This is a genomic window from Microbacterium jepli, assembly GCF_047237905.1.
Taxonomy (GTDB): domain Bacteria; phylum Actinomycetota; class Actinomycetes; order Actinomycetales; family Microbacteriaceae; genus Microbacterium.
Genome location: NZ_JBDFLW010000005.1, coordinates 216,890 through 233,782 on the forward strand (window position 1 = coordinate 216,890; position 16,893 = coordinate 233,782).

At 73.7% G+C, this 16,893-nt stretch carries 16 protein-coding genes and 1 riboswitch; of the genes, 11 read left to right on the forward strand and 5 right to left on the reverse strand.

Translation table 11 applies throughout. The features are described from left to right. Positions 1–2: 2 nt before the first annotated feature. Genes ABC304_RS05335 through cofG form a run of 4 tightly spaced genes read right to left on the reverse strand, consistent with a single transcriptional unit; the run spans position 3 to position 5,783 of the window. On the reverse strand, positions 3–767 hold the full coding sequence (locus tag ABC304_RS05335; RefSeq protein ID WP_412929385.1) for a 2-phospho-L-lactate guanylyltransferase: 765 nt from the start codon (positions 765–767) through the stop codon (positions 3–5). Continuing rightward, the gene (gene fgd / locus ABC304_RS05340) at positions 764–1,783 is read right to left on the reverse strand and encodes a glucose-6-phosphate dehydrogenase (coenzyme-F420) (RefSeq protein WP_412929386.1); all 1,020 of its coding nucleotides are present in this window, start codon (positions 1,781–1,783) and stop codon (positions 764–766) included. Before fgd ends, ABC304_RS05335 begins: the two co-directional genes overlap by 4 nt. After that, the gene (locus tag ABC304_RS05345; RefSeq protein ID WP_412929387.1) at positions 1,780–3,369 is read right to left on the reverse strand and encodes a flavin-containing monooxygenase; all 1,590 of its coding nucleotides are present in this window, start codon (positions 3,367–3,369) and stop codon (positions 1,780–1,782) included. The genes fgd and ABC304_RS05345 overlap by 4 nt, the downstream gene beginning before the upstream one ends. Continuing rightward, positions 3,366–5,783 (reverse strand): 7,8-didemethyl-8-hydroxy-5-deazariboflavin synthase CofG, encoded by a 2,418-nt coding sequence (gene cofG, locus ABC304_RS05350; protein ID WP_412929388.1) that lies wholly within the window; start codon positions 5,781–5,783, stop codon positions 3,366–3,368. Before cofG ends, ABC304_RS05345 begins: the two co-directional genes overlap by 4 nt. 104 nt (positions 5,784–5,887) lie before the next feature. On the opposite strand from cofG, the gene ABC304_RS05355 reads away from it, so the two are divergent. The 5 genes from ABC304_RS05355 (at position 5,888) to ABC304_RS05375 (ending at position 9,885) form a co-directional block, all read left to right on the forward strand. Continuing rightward, on the forward strand, positions 5,888–6,340 hold the full coding sequence (locus ABC304_RS05355) for a hypothetical protein (RefSeq protein WP_412929389.1): 453 nt from the start codon (positions 5,888–5,890) through the stop codon (positions 6,338–6,340). Between the two features lie 33 nt (positions 6,341–6,373). Then, positions 6,374–7,459 (forward strand): enoyl-CoA hydratase/isomerase family protein, encoded by a 1,086-nt coding sequence (locus ABC304_RS05360; RefSeq protein WP_412929390.1) that lies wholly within the window; start codon positions 6,374–6,376, stop codon positions 7,457–7,459. 9 nt (positions 7,460–7,468) lie between these two features. Beyond that, positions 7,469–8,317 (forward strand): LssY C-terminal domain-containing protein, encoded by an 849-nt coding sequence (locus ABC304_RS05365; RefSeq protein ID WP_412929392.1) that lies wholly within the window; start codon positions 7,469–7,471, stop codon positions 8,315–8,317. Then, entirely contained in the window at positions 8,314–8,847 is a 534-nt protein-coding gene (locus ABC304_RS05370; RefSeq protein ID WP_412929395.1) for a hypothetical protein, read from the forward strand. Before ABC304_RS05365 ends, ABC304_RS05370 begins: the two co-directional genes overlap by 4 nt. A 111-nt stretch (positions 8,848–8,958) precedes the next feature. Next, positions 8,959–9,885, forward strand: a complete 927-nt coding sequence (locus ABC304_RS05375; RefSeq protein ID WP_412929396.1) for a J domain-containing protein — start codon at positions 8,959–8,961, stop codon at positions 9,883–9,885. A gap of 54 nt (positions 9,886–9,939) precedes the next feature. Here the strand turns inward: ABC304_RS05375 and ABC304_RS05380 are convergent, their stop codons facing one another. Next, positions 9,940–11,322: a D-alanyl-D-alanine carboxypeptidase family protein gene (locus ABC304_RS05380; protein WP_412929397.1), complete on the reverse strand. Its 1,383-nt coding sequence runs from the start codon at positions 11,320–11,322 to the stop codon at positions 9,940–9,942. Positions 11,323–11,361: 39 nt separating this feature from the next. Beyond that, positions 11,362–11,473, forward strand: a riboswitch (TPP riboswitch). On the opposite strand from ABC304_RS05380, the gene ABC304_RS05385 reads away from it, so the two are divergent. The 6 genes from ABC304_RS05385 to ABC304_RS05410 all read left to right on the forward strand — a co-directional run bounded on the left by ABC304_RS05385 (position 11,464) and on the right by ABC304_RS05410 (position 16,889). Further along, positions 11,464–12,120, forward strand: a complete 657-nt coding sequence (locus ABC304_RS05385; protein WP_412929398.1) for an ECF transporter S component — start codon at positions 11,464–11,466, stop codon at positions 12,118–12,120. (Overlaps the previous riboswitch by 10 nt.) Next, complete coding sequence (locus ABC304_RS05390) at positions 12,120–13,580, forward strand: ABC transporter ATP-binding protein (protein ID WP_412929400.1); 1,461 nt, start codon at positions 12,120–12,122, stop codon at positions 13,578–13,580. Before ABC304_RS05385 ends, ABC304_RS05390 begins: the two co-directional genes overlap by 1 nt. After that, positions 13,577–14,374 (forward strand): energy-coupling factor transporter transmembrane component T family protein, encoded by a 798-nt coding sequence (locus tag ABC304_RS05395; protein ID WP_412929402.1) that lies wholly within the window; start codon positions 13,577–13,579, stop codon positions 14,372–14,374. The genes ABC304_RS05390 and ABC304_RS05395 overlap by 4 nt, the downstream gene beginning before the upstream one ends. Before the next feature lie 102 nt (positions 14,375–14,476). After that, complete coding sequence (locus ABC304_RS05400) at positions 14,477–15,241, forward strand: SDR family NAD(P)-dependent oxidoreductase (RefSeq protein ID WP_412929403.1); 765 nt, start codon at positions 14,477–14,479, stop codon at positions 15,239–15,241. Beyond that, complete coding sequence (locus ABC304_RS05405; RefSeq protein ID WP_412929405.1) at positions 15,238–16,041, forward strand: enoyl-CoA hydratase/isomerase family protein; 804 nt, start codon at positions 15,238–15,240, stop codon at positions 16,039–16,041. The genes ABC304_RS05400 and ABC304_RS05405 overlap by 4 nt, the downstream gene beginning before the upstream one ends. Next, positions 16,038–16,889, forward strand: coding sequence for an SDR family oxidoreductase (locus ABC304_RS05410; RefSeq protein WP_412929406.1), 852 nt, complete (start codon positions 16,038–16,040; stop codon positions 16,887–16,889). The genes ABC304_RS05405 and ABC304_RS05410 overlap by 4 nt, the downstream gene beginning before the upstream one ends. The last annotated feature ends 4 nt before the right edge of the window (positions 16,890–16,893 follow it).

Genomic DNA, 16,893 nt, shown 5'->3' on the forward strand with positions numbered 1-16,893 from the left:
CCTCAGGCTAGCGACTCTGTGGGGCCGGGGAGCAGAGATGTCCCCAGCACTGCCGCCGTCCGCGAGCCGACTCCGAGCAGCGCGGCTGCCGACAGGTGTGCCGCGGTGTCGACGTCGCGACGGAGGGTGGAGTCGGCAGACACGTCGAGCGCGACGAAGCCCTGTGCACGGTGGCGCGCGAAGGAGTCGACGCCGAAGGCCGACACCCAGGGAACCCCGGGCCCGGCGGTGATGAGCGTGGAACCCGTGCCCTCGTAGTCGGCGACGACGCCCCGCTCCACCGCGGCGCCGCGCGCCAACGCCGCGGCCAGATCCCCCGGCGCGAGGGCGGGCAGATCGCCCAGCAGCGCGGCGCGCCAGCGGCCGGGCGCCACACCTCCCGCGACACCCGTCGCGCCACCCCCCGCGACACCCGTCGCGCCAGCCGCCGCGACGCCCGCAGCGACCGCCGCGTCCAGCCCTCGCGGCTCCGTCTCGCGCACGACGCGCACGCGGTCGAGGGCGGAGGCCGCAGCATCCACCTCGTCATCAGCGGTCACCACGACGACCTCGTCCACTCTGGAGGCCTGCGCCGCAGCGGCGATGGTGTCCAGCGCGATCGCGCGGGCGAGCGCCACGCGGTCGACGCCGTCCGGCAGGCCGTCGGCGAGGCGGGATTTGCCCACCGCCGCCGGCTTCACCGGGATGACGACCGCCCAGCGCACCGCCGAGCTCGTCGCTCCGTCCGCGGTGCCGCCCGCCGCCTCACCCGAGGCGGGATCGGTCACTCGGCGAACCGTGCGCGCAGCCTCGGCAGGATCTCAGCGCCGTACATACGCAGGAACTCCTCCTGGTCGTCGCCCGGGTCATGGAACACGAGGTGCCGGAAGCCCAGGTCGACGTACGTCGCTATGCGCTCGACGTGCTCCTCGGGGTCGGTCGAGACGATGAACCGCGACGCCGCCCGCTCGATGGGGAGCTCGTCGGCGAGACGCTGCATCTCCATCGGGTCGTGCACGTCGCGCTTCTCCTCGGGCGACAGTGCGAGAGGCGCCCAGAACCGGGTCTTCTCCATCGCCGTGTCGTGGTCGGGGTGATACGAGACCTTCACCTCGATGAGCGTGTCGATCGCGTCATCGGGACGCCCGGCCTTCGACAGGCCTTCATGCAGCGCCGGCAGCAGCGTGTCGGTGTACAGCGCCGGGTCCTTGCCGCTGGTGGTGATGTAGCCGTCGGCGATGCGGCCGGCGAGGCGCGTGGCAGCCGGACCCGAGGCGCCGATGTAGATCGGCACCTTCGCATCGGGACCGGGCCGGTCGTAGATCGTGGCGTCCTTCACCGAGTAGTACGTGCCGTCGTAGGTCACGCGCTCGTCGTCCCAGAGCTTCTCGATGAGGGTGATGGCCTCCTTGAGGCGCTGGAAGCGCTCCGGCGGATCGGGCCAGTCCAGTCCGAGGGTGACCTCGTTCAGCGCCTCGCCGGTGCCCACGCCGAGGATGACCCGCTTCGGGAACATCACTCCCAGCGTCGCGAACATCTGCGCGACCACGCCGGGGTGGTAGCGGAACGTGGGCGTCAGCACCGACGTGCCCATGAGGATCTTCGAGGTGCGGGCGCCGAGCGCACCCAGCCACGGCACGGCCGCCGGGGCGTGACCGCCGTCATGGCGCCAGGGCTGCAGGTGGTCGGACACGAACACCGAGTCGAAGCCCATCTCCTCGGCGAGCACGCCGAAGTCGAGCAGCTGCGAAGGCGTGAACTGCTCGGCCGAAGCCTTGTAGCCCAGGCGAAGGGGAACGGTCATGTGTCTTCTCCTCTCAGTGAGGGCTCCCGGTCGCGACGACCGGGTCCCTCCGACGTCGTGCGGATGTGCAGGAACTCCGAGCCGTCCGCGCGGGCGAGCCGCGACCGGAACGCGTCGACGGTCCCGGGCCAGAGCAGCGTCAGTCGACCCGAGCGGTCATCGACGTACCAGTTGCGGCAGCCGCCGGTGAGCCAGGGGGTGGATGCCGCGGCCCGGCCGATCTCGTCGGTGTAGGCCCGTTCCATCTCGGGGTCGACGCGGAGCACCCCGCCGGGGGCGGCGGCGCGCAGCGCGAGGGCCCGGACGGCGTAGGCGGCCTGCTCCTCGACCATGAGCACCGAGGAGTTGTGGCCCAGGGAGGCGTTCGGTCCGTTGAGGACGAACAGATTCGGGAAGTCGGAGACGACGGTCGATCCGAAGGACGTCATCCCGTCGTCCCAGTGCTCATCGAGCGTCACCCCGTCGACCCCGCGGACCAGTCCGGCGTACGGCTGACGCGTCGAGGCGAAGCCCGTCGCGAGCACCAGCACATCGGCGTGGTGGCGCTCGCCGCTCGCCGAGACGAGCGTCGAGCCCTCGACCGAGACCAGGGCGCTCGGCTCGAGGGTGACCCGGTCCGAGGCGACGGCCGGGTAGAACTCGTCCGAGAGCAGCACCCGCTTGCAGCCGAAGGCGTAGCGGGGCGTGAGCTGCGCGCGCAGCGTCTCGTCGGCGACCTGCGCGTGCAGGTGCGCCAGGGCGGCCTCCCGCGCATCGGCGGCGGCCGTGGCATCCCCCGACCGGCTGGCGAAGCGCGCCTCGCCCTCCGCATACAGCTGCGCGCGGAGGCGGTCGAGCAGGTCGGGGCGTGCGGCGAACAGCTCGCGCTCCTCGGCGCTGTAGGGCCGCGCTCCGCGCGGCACGATCCACGCCGGCGTGCGCTGGAAGAGCGTGACGTGCTCGGCGCGGCGGGCGAGCTCGGGCACGAGCTGCACCGCGCTGGCGCCGGTGCCCACCACGGCGATCCGGGCGCCCTCGAGATCGGTCGCGTGATCCCAGCGGGCCGAGTGGAACAGCGCACCGGGGAAGGTCTCGAGCCCGGCGATCTCGGGGACCTCGGGCTCCGTCAGCCGCCCGCAGGCGAGCACGAGCGCGTCGGCCTCGATGACGCCCGCGTGATCGCCGCCGGTCTCGATGCGCCAGAAGCCGGCACCGCGCCCCGCGCCGGAGGCCGCCTCGATCCACGACGCGGACAGCATGGGCGTGCGCAGCCGCACGCGCTCGCCGAGATCCTCGCGTCGCGCGACGTCGGTCAGATAGTCGCGGATCTCGTCACCGCGCGCGTAGACGCCCGACCAGTGCGGGTTGGGGTGCGCGGCGAAGCCGTAGAGGTGCGAGGGCACGTCGCAGGCCACGCCCGGGTAGGTGTTGTCGCGCCAGGTGCCGCCGACGCCGTCGCCGCGCTCGAGCACGACGAACGACTCCCGCCCTGCACGGCGGAGCGCCATGGCCATGCCCAGACCGGCGAAGCCGGCGCCGACGATGGCGACCTCGACGCGGTCGGGGGCCGCCGATCGCCGCGTCGCGGCGGGCAGGTCCGCCGTCACGAGGCCACTCGGCGGTCGGCGGGCGGTTCGCGGTAGTCGGTCGTCCGCTGGCGGAACGGCCGGAACAGCCGGGCGACCAGGCGTGCCGCGTCGGCGAGCGGCAGCTCGAGGCCCTGCTCGACGCCCGCGTCCGGACGCACGCGTCCGTCGAGCAGCGTGCCGCCGAGGTCGTCGCCGCCGGCGCGGAGCAGTTCGACCGCGTGCTCGCGGCCGACGCGCGTCCACGGGATCTGGATGTGCGGGATGCTGCCGGTCAGCAGCAGTCGCGAGACGGCGACCATCGCGCGGTGCTCGTCGAGGGGCGCGCGGCCGGCGACGAGCGGAACGCCGCCCTGAGGCCCCGGCAGCGGGATCGGCACGAACTCGGAGAAGCCCCCGCCGGAGCCGGCCGTCTGCGCCGCGTCCTGCAGCCCGCGGAGCGCCCGCAGATGCGCGATGCGCTCGGCGGCGGTCTCGACGTGGCCGTAGAAGAGCACCGAGGTCGAACGGAAGCCGGCGCGGTGCGCCGCCGTCATCGCCTCGAACCACGCGTCGATCGGCAGGTCGTCCGCGGCGACGAGGCCGCGCACGCGCTCGTCGAGCACCTTCACCCCGGTGCCCGGCACCGAGTCCACTCCGGCGGCGCGCATCAGCTCGAGCGTCGCGGTCAGCTCGAGCCCGCCGCGCTCGGCGAGGTCGACGACGTCCTGCGGCCGGTACGCGTGCACGTGGATGCCGGGGGCGGCGGTCTTCACCGTGCGCACGAGATCGAGGTACGCGTCGGCGGGCTCGGCCCGCGGCATCCGTCCCTGGATGCAGATCTCCGTCGCGCCCAGATCCCACGCGTCGCGGGCGATGTCCGCGGCCTCGTCGAGCGAGTACTCGCCGGCGCCCTCCGGGGCCGAGCGCAGCCCGGACGACGCGAGGTTGCGGTTGACGACGAGGCTCACGGCCTCGCCGATCGTGTAGCGGCGCACGTCGTCGGCCGTGGAGACGACGGCCTCGAGGTCGTCCCCGGTCGCCGTCAACAGCGCCGCCCAGTCGTCGTCGCCGAGGTCGGAGGGGGAGGATGCCGCGGCCTCCGCGAGACGGGCGATGCCACGGTCGCGACCGCCGCCGCCGCCGGCGCGCCCGGCACCTCCGGCCGCGGGCTGCGGCAGGGTGTCGGCGCGCGCAAGGCGGGTCTGCGGATCGGCCAGGGCCTCCACGGCGGGACGCAGGGCGGGATCGAGCCAGGTCTCGGCGTCCGCGACGTACTCCGGGTGCGCGGTGAGACGCTCGCGCAGCTCGAACCCGAGCTCGGCGGTGCGCTCGGCGAGATCGGACAGGTGCGGCCACGGACGCTCGGGGTTGACGTGATCGGCCGTCAGGGGCGACACCCCTCCCCAGTCGTCGGCGCCGGCCTCGACGAGCAGCGCGAACTCCTGCGGGTCGGAGAGGTTCGGCGGCACCTGGATGCGCATGCGCGGACCCATCACGAGCCGCGCCACGGCGACCGCAGCGACGTACTCGAGCACGCCCGCGTCGGGGACCGACTGCATCGCGGTGCGGGGCTTCGCGCGGAAGTTCTGCACGATGACCTCCTGCACGTGGCCGACGCCGCCGCGGCGGTGCCGCTCCTGCGCGTCGCGGAGGGCGACGAGCGACTCGGCGCGATCGCGCAGGGTCTCTCCGATGCCGACCAGGATGCCGGTGGTGAACGGCACCGCGAGGCGTCCGGCGTCCTCGATCACCCGCAGGCGCAGGTCGGGATCCTTGTCGGGCGAGCCGTAGTGCACCTGGCCGGGCTCCTCGAACAGCCGGCGCGAGGTCGTCTCGAGCATCATCCCCATCGAGGGGGCGACGGGCCGCAGCATCCGCAGCTCGTCCTCGGTCATGACACCGGGGTTCGCGTGCACGAGCATGCCGGTCTCGGCGGTGATCAGGCGCGCGACGTGCGCGACGTAGTCGATCGTCGAGGCGAAGCCGTGCTCGTCGAGCCACGCCCGGGCGGTCGGCCAGCGATCCTCGGGTCGGTCGCCGAGCGTGAGCAGCGCCTCCTTGCACCCGAGGGCCGCTCCCTGGCGCACGACCGCGAGCACCTGCTCGGGCGTCATGTAGACGGGCTTGTGCAGGGTGAGGAGCTGCCCCGGGGTGTCGACGAAGATGCAGTAGTGGCAGCGGTCGCGACACAGGGTCGTCAGCGGGACGAACACCTTGCGGGAGTAGGTGATGACGCCGGGGCGCCCGGCCTCGCGGAGTCCCGCGTCGCGCATCTCGGCGGCCAGCCCGCGCACGCGCGCGGCGTCGTCGCCCTCGGCCGACAGCAGCACCTCGGCGTCGTCGGCGTCGAGGCGGAAGCCGGCGGCGGCGCGCTCGAACGCCTCCGCGAAGGACCGCTGAGCCGGGGGCTGCGGGCGGTGGACCGAGGTCGGCGCGGGCTCGGTGACGGTCATCGCTCCAGTCTCCCACCGCCGGGGCGCCGGGGCGCGCGGGATCGTTGCCGGTCCGTAAGCAAACGCGCGGGCGCGGGAGAGGCTCCGCTGGCAGACTGGAGGGCATGGTGACCCTGCTCCTGGACTCGACGCGGCTCGAAGTCGCGCTGTCCGGCATGGAGCGGGCGCTCTCATTCCACAAGGGGAATGTCATCCTCGAGCGCACGACGATCGTCAAGGTGCAGCTGGTCGACGACGCGTGGACATGGCTCCGCGGGGTGCACGCGCCCGGCACCTATCTGCGCGGCGCCCTCGCCATGGGCACCTGGAAATCGGCGGGCGCCAGCGACTTCGTGCTGATCCGCCGTCGGCGGCCGGCCATCGTCATCGACCTCGACGGTCACGACGAATTCGAGCGGGTCATCCTCAGCACCCGTCACGGACTCGCGCTCGTCGAGGCCCTGCGCGTCGCCACCGGCGACGAGCCGGAGGACGTCACCGAGATCGCCGCGCAGGCGCGCCGCCGTCGCACCCGCAAGACGGCCGGCGGCACCGCCGTCGCCCCTGCGCTCGGCTGAGGCTCCGCCCCCCGCGACGGTAGCCTTGCCCGCATGAGCGAGACAGCGACGTCAGCGGAGTCCGAACACCCCCGTGTCCGCGTCGAGCGCACCGGCCGCCTGGGACGACTCACGCTCGACCGGGTGCGGGCGATCAACGCGCTCGACCTCGGCATGGTCGAGGCGCTCTCCGCCGCCCTCGACGACTGGGAGGGCGACGCCGGCGTCGAGATCGTGCTGCTCGACGGCGCGGGCGACCGGGGGTTCTGCGCCGGCGGCGATGTCCGCGGCCTCTACGACCAGATCGTCGCGGGACATCCGGAGGAGACGGCGAGGTTCTTCCGCGCGGAGTACGCCCTCGACGCCCGCATCGCCGAGTACCCCGCGCCGATCGTCGTCTTCGCCGACGGCATCACCATGGGCGGCGGCATCGGCCTGGCCGGGCATGCGGCCGTCCGCGTCGTCAGCGAGCGCTCTCGGCTCGCCATGCCCGAGACGCGCATCGGCTTCACTCCCGACGTCGGCGGCACCTGGCTGCTCGGTCAGGCCCCGGGACGCACGGGCGAGTACCTCGCGCTGACGGGCGCGTCGATGGATGCGGCCGACGCCCTTTACGCCGGCTTCGCCGACCACCTGGTGCCCAGCGCGCAGCTCGACGAGCTTCGCGAGGCGCTGGCGATGGGCGGGGGAGACCTCCCCGCCGACGAGTGCGTGCGCGCGTTCTCGATCGACCCCGGGCCGTCGCGGCTCGAGGCCGCCCGCCCGTGGATCGACGACGCGTTCTCGGCGGAGACGGTCGGCGAGATCCTGCAGCGGCTCCGCGCGCGGCCGGAGGCCGAGGCATCCGCCACCGCCGACGTGCTCGAGGAGGTGTCGCCGACCGCGCTGGCCGCCACGCTCGCCGCCGTCCGCGCGGCGCGCTCGCTCCCAGGCCTGCGAGCCGCGCTCGAGCAGGAGTACGGCCTCGTGCTGTGGTTCGCCCTCACCCAGCCGGATCTCGTCGAGGGCATCAGGGCGCAGCTCGTCGACAAGGACCGCACGCCCGCGTGGCGACCGGCGTCGATCGCCGAGGTCGACCCCGGCATCGGGGCGGAGGCGCTGGCGTTCCGCCCGCCGCAGCCGCTGTGGGCGCGTCCGTAGAATCCCGTCATGACGCTCGCGGCCACGAAATCCGCTCAGCGCAAGGAGCGGCGCGCGCGACGCCGCTACTCGCGCGGCGTCGCGCTGGACTGGGCGTTCTTCATCTTCGCGGGTCTGTCCGCCGTGTGGCTGGCCTACCTCAGCGTCGACGAGGCCTTCCAGGTCGGGTGGTGGGGCATCGCAGCGGCGATCGTCTTCTGGGTGCTGCTGGCCTACCTCGTGCTGCCCCGACTGCACCGCATCCTCACCACCATCTACGTGCCCGACTACTTCATCGGTCGAACGCGCACCAGCGACGGCCTGCTCGGCGACCCGGTGAACCTCGCCCTCATGGGCGAAGGCGCGCAGATCGAGGCCGCGATGCGGGCGGGCGGCTGGACGCGGGCGGACCCGGTCACCCTGCGCTCGTCGTGGCTGATCATCACGCGCACCCTCGGGCGGCGGAGCTATGACGACGCCCCCGTCAGTCCGCTGATGCTGTTCGGCCGCCAGCAGGATTTCGCGTACCAGCAGCAGGTCGACGGCAACCCCTCGCAGCGGCATCATGTGCGGTTCTGGCGCTGCCCCGACGGGTGGCTGCTCCCGGGCGGACGACGCGTCGACTGGCTCGCTGCCGGCACGTTCGACACCTCGGTCGGCCTGTCGCTGTTCACGCTGCAGGTCACGCACAAGATCGACGCCGACACCGACGTCGAGCGCGACCACATCGTCACGACGGTGTGCGCCGCCGAGCCGCGCGTGCGCCTCGAGGTGCTCAAGGACTTCTCCACCGGCTATCACTCGCGCAACGGTGGTGGCGACAGCATCCGCACCGACGGCGACCTCCCGATCCTCGACGTGAGAGGGGTGCCGGCGTGAGCGTCGACGCGCGGGGCGAGCAGCTCCCCGAGAAGCGGGCCGCCTACGAGCCGGCCGCCCGCCTGGCCGAGCCGACGCCGCACGACCCCGCGATGAAGCGCCCGATCTCCACCGTCACCGGCGCCGTCCTGGTGCTGCTGCGCGTCGTCACCGGGGTGGCCGTGCTCATCACCGTGATGGCCGGGGGCACGCCCGACGACAGCCTCGCCGACCTCGTCGGCGTGCAGGCCGACGACGAGACCGCGGCGATCGGACTCGGCGTCTATGCGAGCGTCGTGGGGGTGTCGCTGCTCATCCAGGCGATCCTCGGCCTGCTCATCCTCGCCGGGCGCAACGGCCCGCGCGTGTGGGTCATGCTGTTCGCCGTGGCATCCATCTCCACCGCCTTCGCGGGCTGGTGGTGGCAGGGCCAGGAGATCCGGGTGAGCGGCACGCTCCTGTCCGTCGCGCTGGACGTGCTGATCCTCCTGGCGCTGTCGAGCCGCAGCGCCTCGGCGTACGCCCGCCGCAACGAGCCGCGCCCCGACTGACGAGCCGGGCGAGCCGCGCGAGGCCGCGCGATGCCGCGCGACACCGCTCCGAGCATCCTCACGGGAGCGCGGGGGTAGCGTGGAACGCCGCACCGACCGAGGGGAGCGCGCGTGTTCGACAGCCCGCTGTCCGCGTCCGCCTACGACGTCCTCGCCGTCTCGCCCGACGTCTCCGAGGAGGATCTGCGCCGCGCCTACCGGCTGCGGCTGCGCCAGAGCCACCCCGACACCGGAGGGGACGCCGCCGTCTTCGTCCAGGTGCAGCGCGCGTGGGACCTCGTCGGCACCCCCGAGGCCCGTGCCGCCTACGACCGCGGCCACGGCTTCGGCCAGGCAGCCGCGCCCGAGTGGTCGGGCTGGCACGCGCAGACGCCTCCCGCCGACACGCGACCCCGCGCCCGGTCGTACGGGCAGCCCGGCGGCTGGCGGCGCGAGCGCTACCTCGATCTCGTGCGCGAGTGGGTGGGCCGCGGCGTGACGCTCGACGACCCGTACGACCCCGCGCTCGTGCGCTCGGCGCCGCACCACCTGCGCCGCCTCCTCGCCGACGCGCTCGCCGAGGAGGCGACCGCCCGCATCGTCGCCGACCTCGGCATGGGGTACACGGTGTGGCACGACGTCGCCGCCGGCGGCCGCTCGGGCGACCCCGAATCCAAGGTCGACCACATCGTGCTCGGGCCGAGCGGTCTCTACGGGCTGCTCTCCGAGGACTTCGGCGGGCCCGTGCGGCTGAAGCGTGGCGAGCTCATCGGCGACGGGATCGCCGGCGCGCCCATCGCCGAGCTCCTGAGCCGGCTCCGCGTCGTCGCCCGCGCCGCCGGGGTGCGCTTCGGCGGGGCCATCGTCGTGCTGCCCGACGAGGACGTCGCCGAGGCCATCACCGAGCTCGGCAAGGTGCGGGGCATGCAGGTCGCCGTCGTCGCGCGCAGCGCGCTGGCCACGGTGCTGCGGCGCGGTGTGTCGGGCGCCCGGGCGGTCGGCGGCAACGAGGTGTTCGACGCCCGCACGCGCCTCAACCAGACGGTCGCGTTCGTCTGATCCGCGAGGCACGGGCCCGGGCTCGGCGGGTGACGATCCGCGCGCCGGCGCCGCTCAGTCGTTGAGGCCGAAGAGGTCGAGCGGGTGCGTCAGGCGCCACCAGGGGCTCGGCGGGTCGATGTCGCGGTCGAGGCGCAGGTTCACGGCCGCCTCGTTCAGCGGCCCGGTGGCGGTCAGCCCGCCCACGACGTCGCTCTCGTCGCGGCTGTCGCCCAGGTCGTAGGTGGGGTCGACGGTCGCGACACCGCCGTTCCAGAGGATGACGTTCGCATCGGCGTCCACCACGATGTCGGCCGTGGCGCCCCACCGCGTGCTGACGGTGCCGGCGACGGTGCCGCTCGCGACGGTGGTCGTCGGCTGCAGCTCGCCCTCGAGCTGCGCGTACAGCGCGCGCGAGGCCCCGAGCCGCGCCTCGTCGTCGACCTGGCCCATGACGGCGGCGTACAGCCGCACCGAGGTGTCGCCGATCTCGACGTCCTTGGCCGACAGGACGTTCCAGCTGTCGAGCGTTCCCGTCTTGACGCCCACCACGCCCTGGTCGGCCAGCAGCCCGTTGGTGTTGGTCACCGTGCCCGCCCCGGGGAGCTCGACGGACTGCTTCGCGACGATCTCCGCGATGACCGGGTTGGCGAGCGCGCGCTCGGCGAGGGTGATGAGCGCGGCGGGGCTGGCGATGTTGCCCGCCTCGATGCCGCTCGGGTCGACGATCGTGACGCCCGGCACCCCGTGGGACGCGAGCCATGCGTTGGCCGCCGCGGCGTACACGCGGTCCGACGGCCAGATGTCGTAGGCCAGCCGGTCGGCGTAGTTGTTGGCCGAGCCGATGAGCATGCCCTCCAGCAGCTGGTACTGCGTCAGCGTGCCGCCGATCGGCACGTCGAGGGCCGACTCCCCGTTGCGGCGATACGCCCAGTAGTCGTCGCTGTCCGCGCCGGTGAACCGGAACTCCGGGCCCGACTCGCCCACCGCCAGCGGCATCTGGTCGAGCACCAGCAGGGCGGTCACGACCTTCGTGATGCTCGCGATCTCGACCGCATCGGGCGAGGAGCTCGCCTCGCCCACGCCGAGCACGGCGATCGCCGCGCTGCCCTGCGCCGGCCACGCCGGAGCGGTCGCGGGCGCCGCGGCGGGCGTGACGGTCAGGGCCGTCACGGTCGGCGCGACCGCGTGCAGCGGCCACAGCAGCGTCGTCGCGGCATAGACGGCGATGAGGGCGAGGATCAGCCCCGTCGGCACCAGCACGCCGGGCCGCCAGGGGGAGCGTCGCGGCGCCCGTGCCAGCAGGTCGGCCGCGACCGGCACGAACGGCGTGGTGGCCGGGACGACGGGCGTGGTCACCGTCGCCACGCGCTCCTCGTCGACCCACGCCAGGGCGATCGGACCGGTGGCCTGCGCGCGAGCCTCGCGTCGACGGACGGGGGCGTCGTCGATGCTCACTCGCGCAGAATACCCTGCGCCGTCCGGGGATATACTCAACGGCACAACCACGGGAGTCCGGTGAGCCGGGCTGAGAGGAAGCGATCCACGCTTCGACCGTCGAACCTGATCCGGATCATGCCGGCGCAGGGAGGAGTTCAGATGAGTGCTTCCACGTCTCCATCCATCGAGAGGGATGCCGCGGCCGGCCGTCGCCCCGCAGCATCCGGTCGCTTGCACTGGCGCGTCGTCGACATCGTCGTCGCCGCGGTGCTGGGCGTCGCGCTGGGCCTCGTGTTCTGGGGGTGGAACACCGTCGGCTACGCGTGGTTCCTCGCCATGGACGCCCTCACTCCCGGCCTCGGCGGCCTCGCCGCGGGCATCTGGCTGCTCGGCGGCGTCGTCGGCGGCCTCGTCATCCGCAAGCCCGGAGCGGCGCTCCTCGTCGAGGTGATCGCCGCCATCGTGTCGATGCTCATCGGCAACGTGTGGGGCGTCTCGACGCTGTTCTCCGGCATCGTGCAGGGACTCGGGGCCGAGCTGATCCTCCTCGCTTTCCTGTACCTGCGCTTCACCCTCCCGGTCGCGATGCTGGCCGGTGCGGGCGCCGGCGCGGCCGCCTGGGTGTTCGAGTTCTTCTACGGCAGCTCGCCGAACATCCTGAAGACGCTCGAGTTCAACCTCATCTACCTCGGCTCGCTGCTGGTCTCGGGCGCGATCCTGGCCGGGCTCGTCGGCTGGCTGCTGGTGCGCGCGCTCGCCGCGACCGGTGCGCTCAGTCGCTTCGCCGCGGGCCGGGAACTGCGTCGCGACGTCTGATGACGGCTCCGGCCGGCGTCCTCGTCGAGGGCTGGGGATGGCGCTACGCCGGCCGTCGGCTGCCGGCCGTCAGCGGGGTCGACCTGCGCATCGAGCCGGGTGAGCGCGTGCTCCTGCTGGGCGCATCGGGCTCCGGCAAGTCGACGCTGCTGACCGGCATGGCGGGTCTCCTCGGCGACAGTGACGAGGGCGAGCGCACCGGACGCATCCTCGTCGACGGGGAGCCGCCGGAGCTGCAGCGCGGACGGGTCGGACTCGTGCTCCAGGATCCGGAGGCGGGGGTGGTGCTCTCCCGCGTGGGCGACGACGTCGCCTTCGGCTGCGAGAACCTCGGCGTCCCTCCGGAGCAAATCGGCCCGCGGGTGCGCGAGGCGCTCGACGCGGTGGGTCTCGACGTGCCGCTCGACCGCGCCACGGCCGCACTGTCGGGCGGTCAGAAGCAGCGTCTTGCGCTCGCCGGCGTGCTCGCCATGCGCCCGGGGCTCCTGCTGCTCGACGAGCCGACGGCGAATCTCGACCCCGATGGGGTGGCGGAGGTGCGCCGCAGCGTGGGCCGGATCGCCGAGGCGACCGGCGCGACGATCGTGCTGATCGAGCACCGCACACCGGTCTGGGTCGACCTCATGACGCGCGTGGTGGTGCTCGACCCCGACGGCGGCCTGCTCGCCGACGGATCGCCCGCGGAGGTGTTCGCCGTGCACGGCCGCGCGCTCGCCGAGGCGGGCGTGTGGGTGCCCGGCGCAGCCGTCGAGCTGCCCGTCCTGCCTCCGAACGGCGCGGCCGAGCCGGTGCTCGCCGCCGACGGCCTCGCCGTCGGCCGGGTCAGGGGCGTACCGGTCGCCGCCGGCCTCGACATCCGCGTTCCCGAGGCGGGGGCCACGGTCATCACTGGGCCCAACGGCGCGGGCAAGTCGACGCTGGCCCTGACGCTGGCCGGCCTGCTGCCGGAGGTCGCCGGCGAGGTCGTGGCCGCCGAGCGGCTGGCCGGTCGCGGCGGCCGCCGTCCGCTGCGCTGGCGCTCGACCGAGCTGCTCACGCGCATCGGCACCGTGTTCCAGGAGCCGGAGCACCAGTTCCTCGCCGCGACCCTGCGCGACGAGCTCGCCGTCGGGCCGCGCGCGCTGGGCATGTCGCGCCCCGAGATCGATGCCGTCGTCGACGAGCTCCTCGAGCGGCTCCGCCTCGACCATCTCGCGCTCGCGAACCCCTTCACGCTGTCCGGCGGACAGAAGCGGCGGCTGTCCGTCGCGACGGTGCTCGCCGCGTCACCCGCGGTCCTCGTGCTCGACGAGCCGACCTTCGGGCAGGACCGCCGCGGATGGACCGAGCTCGTCGGCCTGCTGCAGCGCGAGACCGAGCGGGGCCGCGCCGTCGTGGCGGTCACGCACGACGAGGACGTCGTCCGCCACCTGGGCGGGCACCGCATCCGGCTCGGGGCCGGCGCGGAGGCGGCGGCATGAGCGTGGTCGCACCGACGAGGCGAGCGGATGCCGCGGCATCCGCCTGGCTCGACGGCATCAACCCCGTCACGAAGATCGTCATCGCCCTCGTGCTGTCGGTGCCGCTGTTCGCCAGCATCGACGTCGTCTCGGCGATCGTGGCCATCGTGCTGCAGCTCGCGTGCCTGCCCGTCACGGGGCTGCGCCTCGGCGCGGTGCTGCGCCGCATCGCGCCGATCGCCCTGTTCGCGCCGGTGGCGGGTGTCAGCATGCTGCTCTACGCCCAGCCCGGCGGGCGGGTCTACGGCTCCTTCCTCTACGCCACGGTGAGTGACGCGTCGATCGAGCTGGCCGTGGCCGTGACGCTGCGGGTGATCGCGCTGGCGCTTCCGACCATCCTCCTGTTCGGGCGCACCGACCCGACCGAGCTCGCCGACGCGCTCGCGCAGGTCGCCCACCTGCCGGCGCGCTTCGTGCTCGGCGTGCTCGCCGGCACCCGCACGCTCGGCCTGTTCGTCGAGGACTGGCGCACGATGGCGCTCGCGCGCCGCGCGCGCGGGCTCGGCGACCGCGGCGCGGTGCGCCGCTTCCTGTCGATGGCGTTCGTGCTGCTGGTCTTCGCCGTGCGTCGCGGCACGAAGCTCTCCACCGCGATGGAGGCGCGGGGCTTCGGCTCGCCCATCCCGCGCACGTGGGCGCGGCCGTCGCGCCTGCATCCGCGGGATGCCGTCGCCGTCGCCGGTGCGGTGCTGGTCATCGCCGCGGCACTCGCCGCGGCGGTCGCCGCCGGAACGTTCCGGTTCGTCTGGTCCTGACCGCGCGCGGCCCGTAGCGTGGGAGGGACGCGATGGATTCGGGTGAGACGGAGTCCCGCTTAGACTGGCACCGCGTCGCAGCACCTGTTCGAAGGAGAGCATATGAGACTCACCGGCACCAGCGCCCTGGTCACCGGAGGCGCGAGCGGGCTGGGCCTGGCCACCGCCCGCCGCCTCGCCGAGGCGGGATCCGCCGTCACCATCATCGACCTGCCCGCTTCCGCGGGGGCCGACATGGCCGCCGAGCTCGGCGGCTCATTCGCCCCGGCGGACGTCACCGACGCGGAGCAGGTGGCGGCCGCCGTGGCGCAGGCCGCGGCATCCGCTCCCCTCCGCGTCGTCGTGAACTGCGCGGGCATCGCCCCGCCGGCGAAGGTGCTCGACCGCGAGGGCAACCCCGCCGTGCTCGCCGACTTCGAGCGCGTCGTGCGCATCAACCTCGTCGGCACCTTCAACGTCCTCTCGCAGGCCGCCGCCGCGATGGCGCGCACCGAGCCCGACGTCGATTCGGGCGACCGCGGCGTCATCGTCAACACCGCGAGCGTCGCCGCCTTCGACGGCCAGATCGGCCAGCCGGCGTACTCGGCGAGCAAGGGCGGCGTGCACGCGATGACACTGCCGATCGCCCGCGAGCTCGCCCGCCACGCCATCCGCGTGCTGACCATCGCGCCCGGCATCATGGAGACGCCGATGCTCGCGGGTCTGCCGCAGGCCGCGCAGGACTCCCTGGGCCAGCAGGTGCCGTACCCCGGCCGTCTCGGACGCCCGGACGAGTACGCCCGGCTGGTCATGTCGATCGTCGAGAACGGCTACCTCAACGGCGAGACGATCAGGCTCGACGGCGCGATCCGGATGGCACCGAGATGAGCGACTCGACCGCGGATCCGATCCTCCTCGCCCGCGAGGGCGCGCTCGCGCGCATCACGTTCAACCGTCCGGCCTCGCTCAACGCGATGGACTTCGCGATGGGCACCCGCTGGCGGGACATCGCGGTGGAGGTCGCCGCCGACGCGTCGATCGGCGCCGTGATCCTGGATGCCGCGGGTCCCGCCTTCTGCGCCGGCGGGGACGTCATCGCGATGGGCGCCTCGGGGGCGGGCGGCTCCGCCGTCACCGAGATGGCCGGCGTGATCCACGAGGGCATCCGTGCGCTCGTCGAGTGCTCCACCCCCGTCGTCGCCGCCGTGCAGGGTGCGGTGGCCGGCGGTGGCCTGGGGCTCATGCTCACGGCGGACTACATCGTCGCCTCCGATTCCGCGCGCTTCGTCAGCCGCTACGCCAACATCGGCCTGACGCCGGATCTCGGCGTCTCCACGCTCCTGCCCGCGGCGATCGGACAGCGCCGCGCGCTGCAGCTGCTGCTGCAGGACCGCACGCTGGGCGCCGCCGAGGCGCTCGACTGGGGCCTCGTCGCCGAGGTGGTGCCGGCCGCGGAGCTCGCCGCCCGTGCCGAGGCCGTCGCGCGCTTCTGGCTCGACGGCGCGACGGCGGCCTTCGGCCAGGCCAAGCGGCTCATCCGCTCGGGAGCCGGGCGCCCGTTCGCCGACAACCTCGCCGACGAGGCCGCCACCATCGGCGCCCGCTTCGACACCGACGAGTCGAAGCTCCGCGTCGCGGCGTTCGCCGCAGCATCCCGCAAGCACTCCGCCCCGAAGGAGAACCCGTGAGCTCCCCCTCGTCCGCCGGCCCGCTCGCCGGCCGCACCATCCTCATGTCCGGCGGCAGCCGCGGCATCGGCCTCGCGATCGCGCTGCGAGCCGCGGCCGACGGCGCCAACATCGCGCTGCTCGCCAAGACCGACACGCCCCACCCGCGCCTCGAGGGGACCGTGCACACCGCGGCGCAGCAGATCCGGGATGCGGGTGGGCAGGCCCTGCCGCTGGTGGGCGACGTGCGCAACGACGACGACATCACCGAGGCCGTGCTGAAGACCCAGGGCGAGTTCGGCGGCATCGACATCGTCGTGAACAACGCGTCGGTCATCGACCTGTCGGGATCGCTCGACCTCGCGGCCAAGAAGTACGACCTCATGCAGGACGTGAACGTCCGCGGCACCTTCCTCTTGTCGCGTGCAGCCGTGCCGGCGCTCCGCGACAGCGCGAACCCGCACATCCTGTCTCTCTCGCCGCCGCTCAACATCACGCCCAAGTGGCTGGGAGCCCACACCGGCTACACGCTGGCCAAGTACGGCATGACGATGGTCACGCTGGGCCTCGCGGCCGAGTTCGCCGGTGACGGCATCGCCGCCAACACGCTGTGGCCGCGCACCACGATCGCCACCGCTGCGGTGCAGAACGTGCTCGGCGGCGACCAGCTGATGAAGGTGAGCCGCACGCCGGAGGTCTACGCCGACGCCGCGTACCAGGTCATGCTGCAGCCGTCCCGCGAGTACACCGGCCAGACGCTCGTCGTCGAGGACGTGCTGGAGGCCGCCGGCGCGACCGACTTCTCACGGTACGCCGCGGTGCCCGGGACGCCCGATGACCGCCTGTACCCCGACATCTTCCTGGACTGAGTAC

Excerpts from the sequence above, each read along its gene's own strand:
- fgd (WP_412929386.1), bottom strand. The coding sequence starts at position 1,783 with ATGACCGTTCCCCTTCGCCTGGGCTACAAGGCTTCGGCCGAGCAGTTC.
- cofG (WP_412929388.1), bottom strand. The coding sequence starts at position 5,783 with ATGACCGTCACCGAGCCCGCGCCGACCTCGGTCCACCGCCCGCAGCCC.
- ABC304_RS05355 (WP_412929389.1), top strand. The coding sequence starts at position 5,888 with ATGGTGACCCTGCTCCTGGACTCGACGCGGCTCGAAGTCGCGCTGTCC.
- ABC304_RS05360 (WP_412929390.1), top strand. The coding sequence starts at position 6,374 with ATGAGCGAGACAGCGACGTCAGCGGAGTCCGAACACCCCCGTGTCCGC.
- ABC304_RS05365 (WP_412929392.1), top strand. The coding sequence starts at position 7,469 with ATGACGCTCGCGGCCACGAAATCCGCTCAGCGCAAGGAGCGGCGCGCG.
- ABC304_RS05385 (WP_412929398.1), top strand. The coding sequence starts at position 11,464 with ATGAGTGCTTCCACGTCTCCATCCATCGAGAGGGATGCCGCGGCCGGC.
- ABC304_RS05390 (WP_412929400.1), top strand. The coding sequence starts at position 12,120 with ATGACGGCTCCGGCCGGCGTCCTCGTCGAGGGCTGGGGATGGCGCTAC.
- ABC304_RS05395 (WP_412929402.1), top strand. The coding sequence starts at position 13,577 with ATGAGCGTGGTCGCACCGACGAGGCGAGCGGATGCCGCGGCATCCGCC.
- ABC304_RS05400 (WP_412929403.1), top strand. The coding sequence starts at position 14,477 with ATGAGACTCACCGGCACCAGCGCCCTGGTCACCGGAGGCGCGAGCGGG.
- ABC304_RS05405 (WP_412929405.1), top strand. The coding sequence starts at position 15,238 with ATGAGCGACTCGACCGCGGATCCGATCCTCCTCGCCCGCGAGGGCGCG.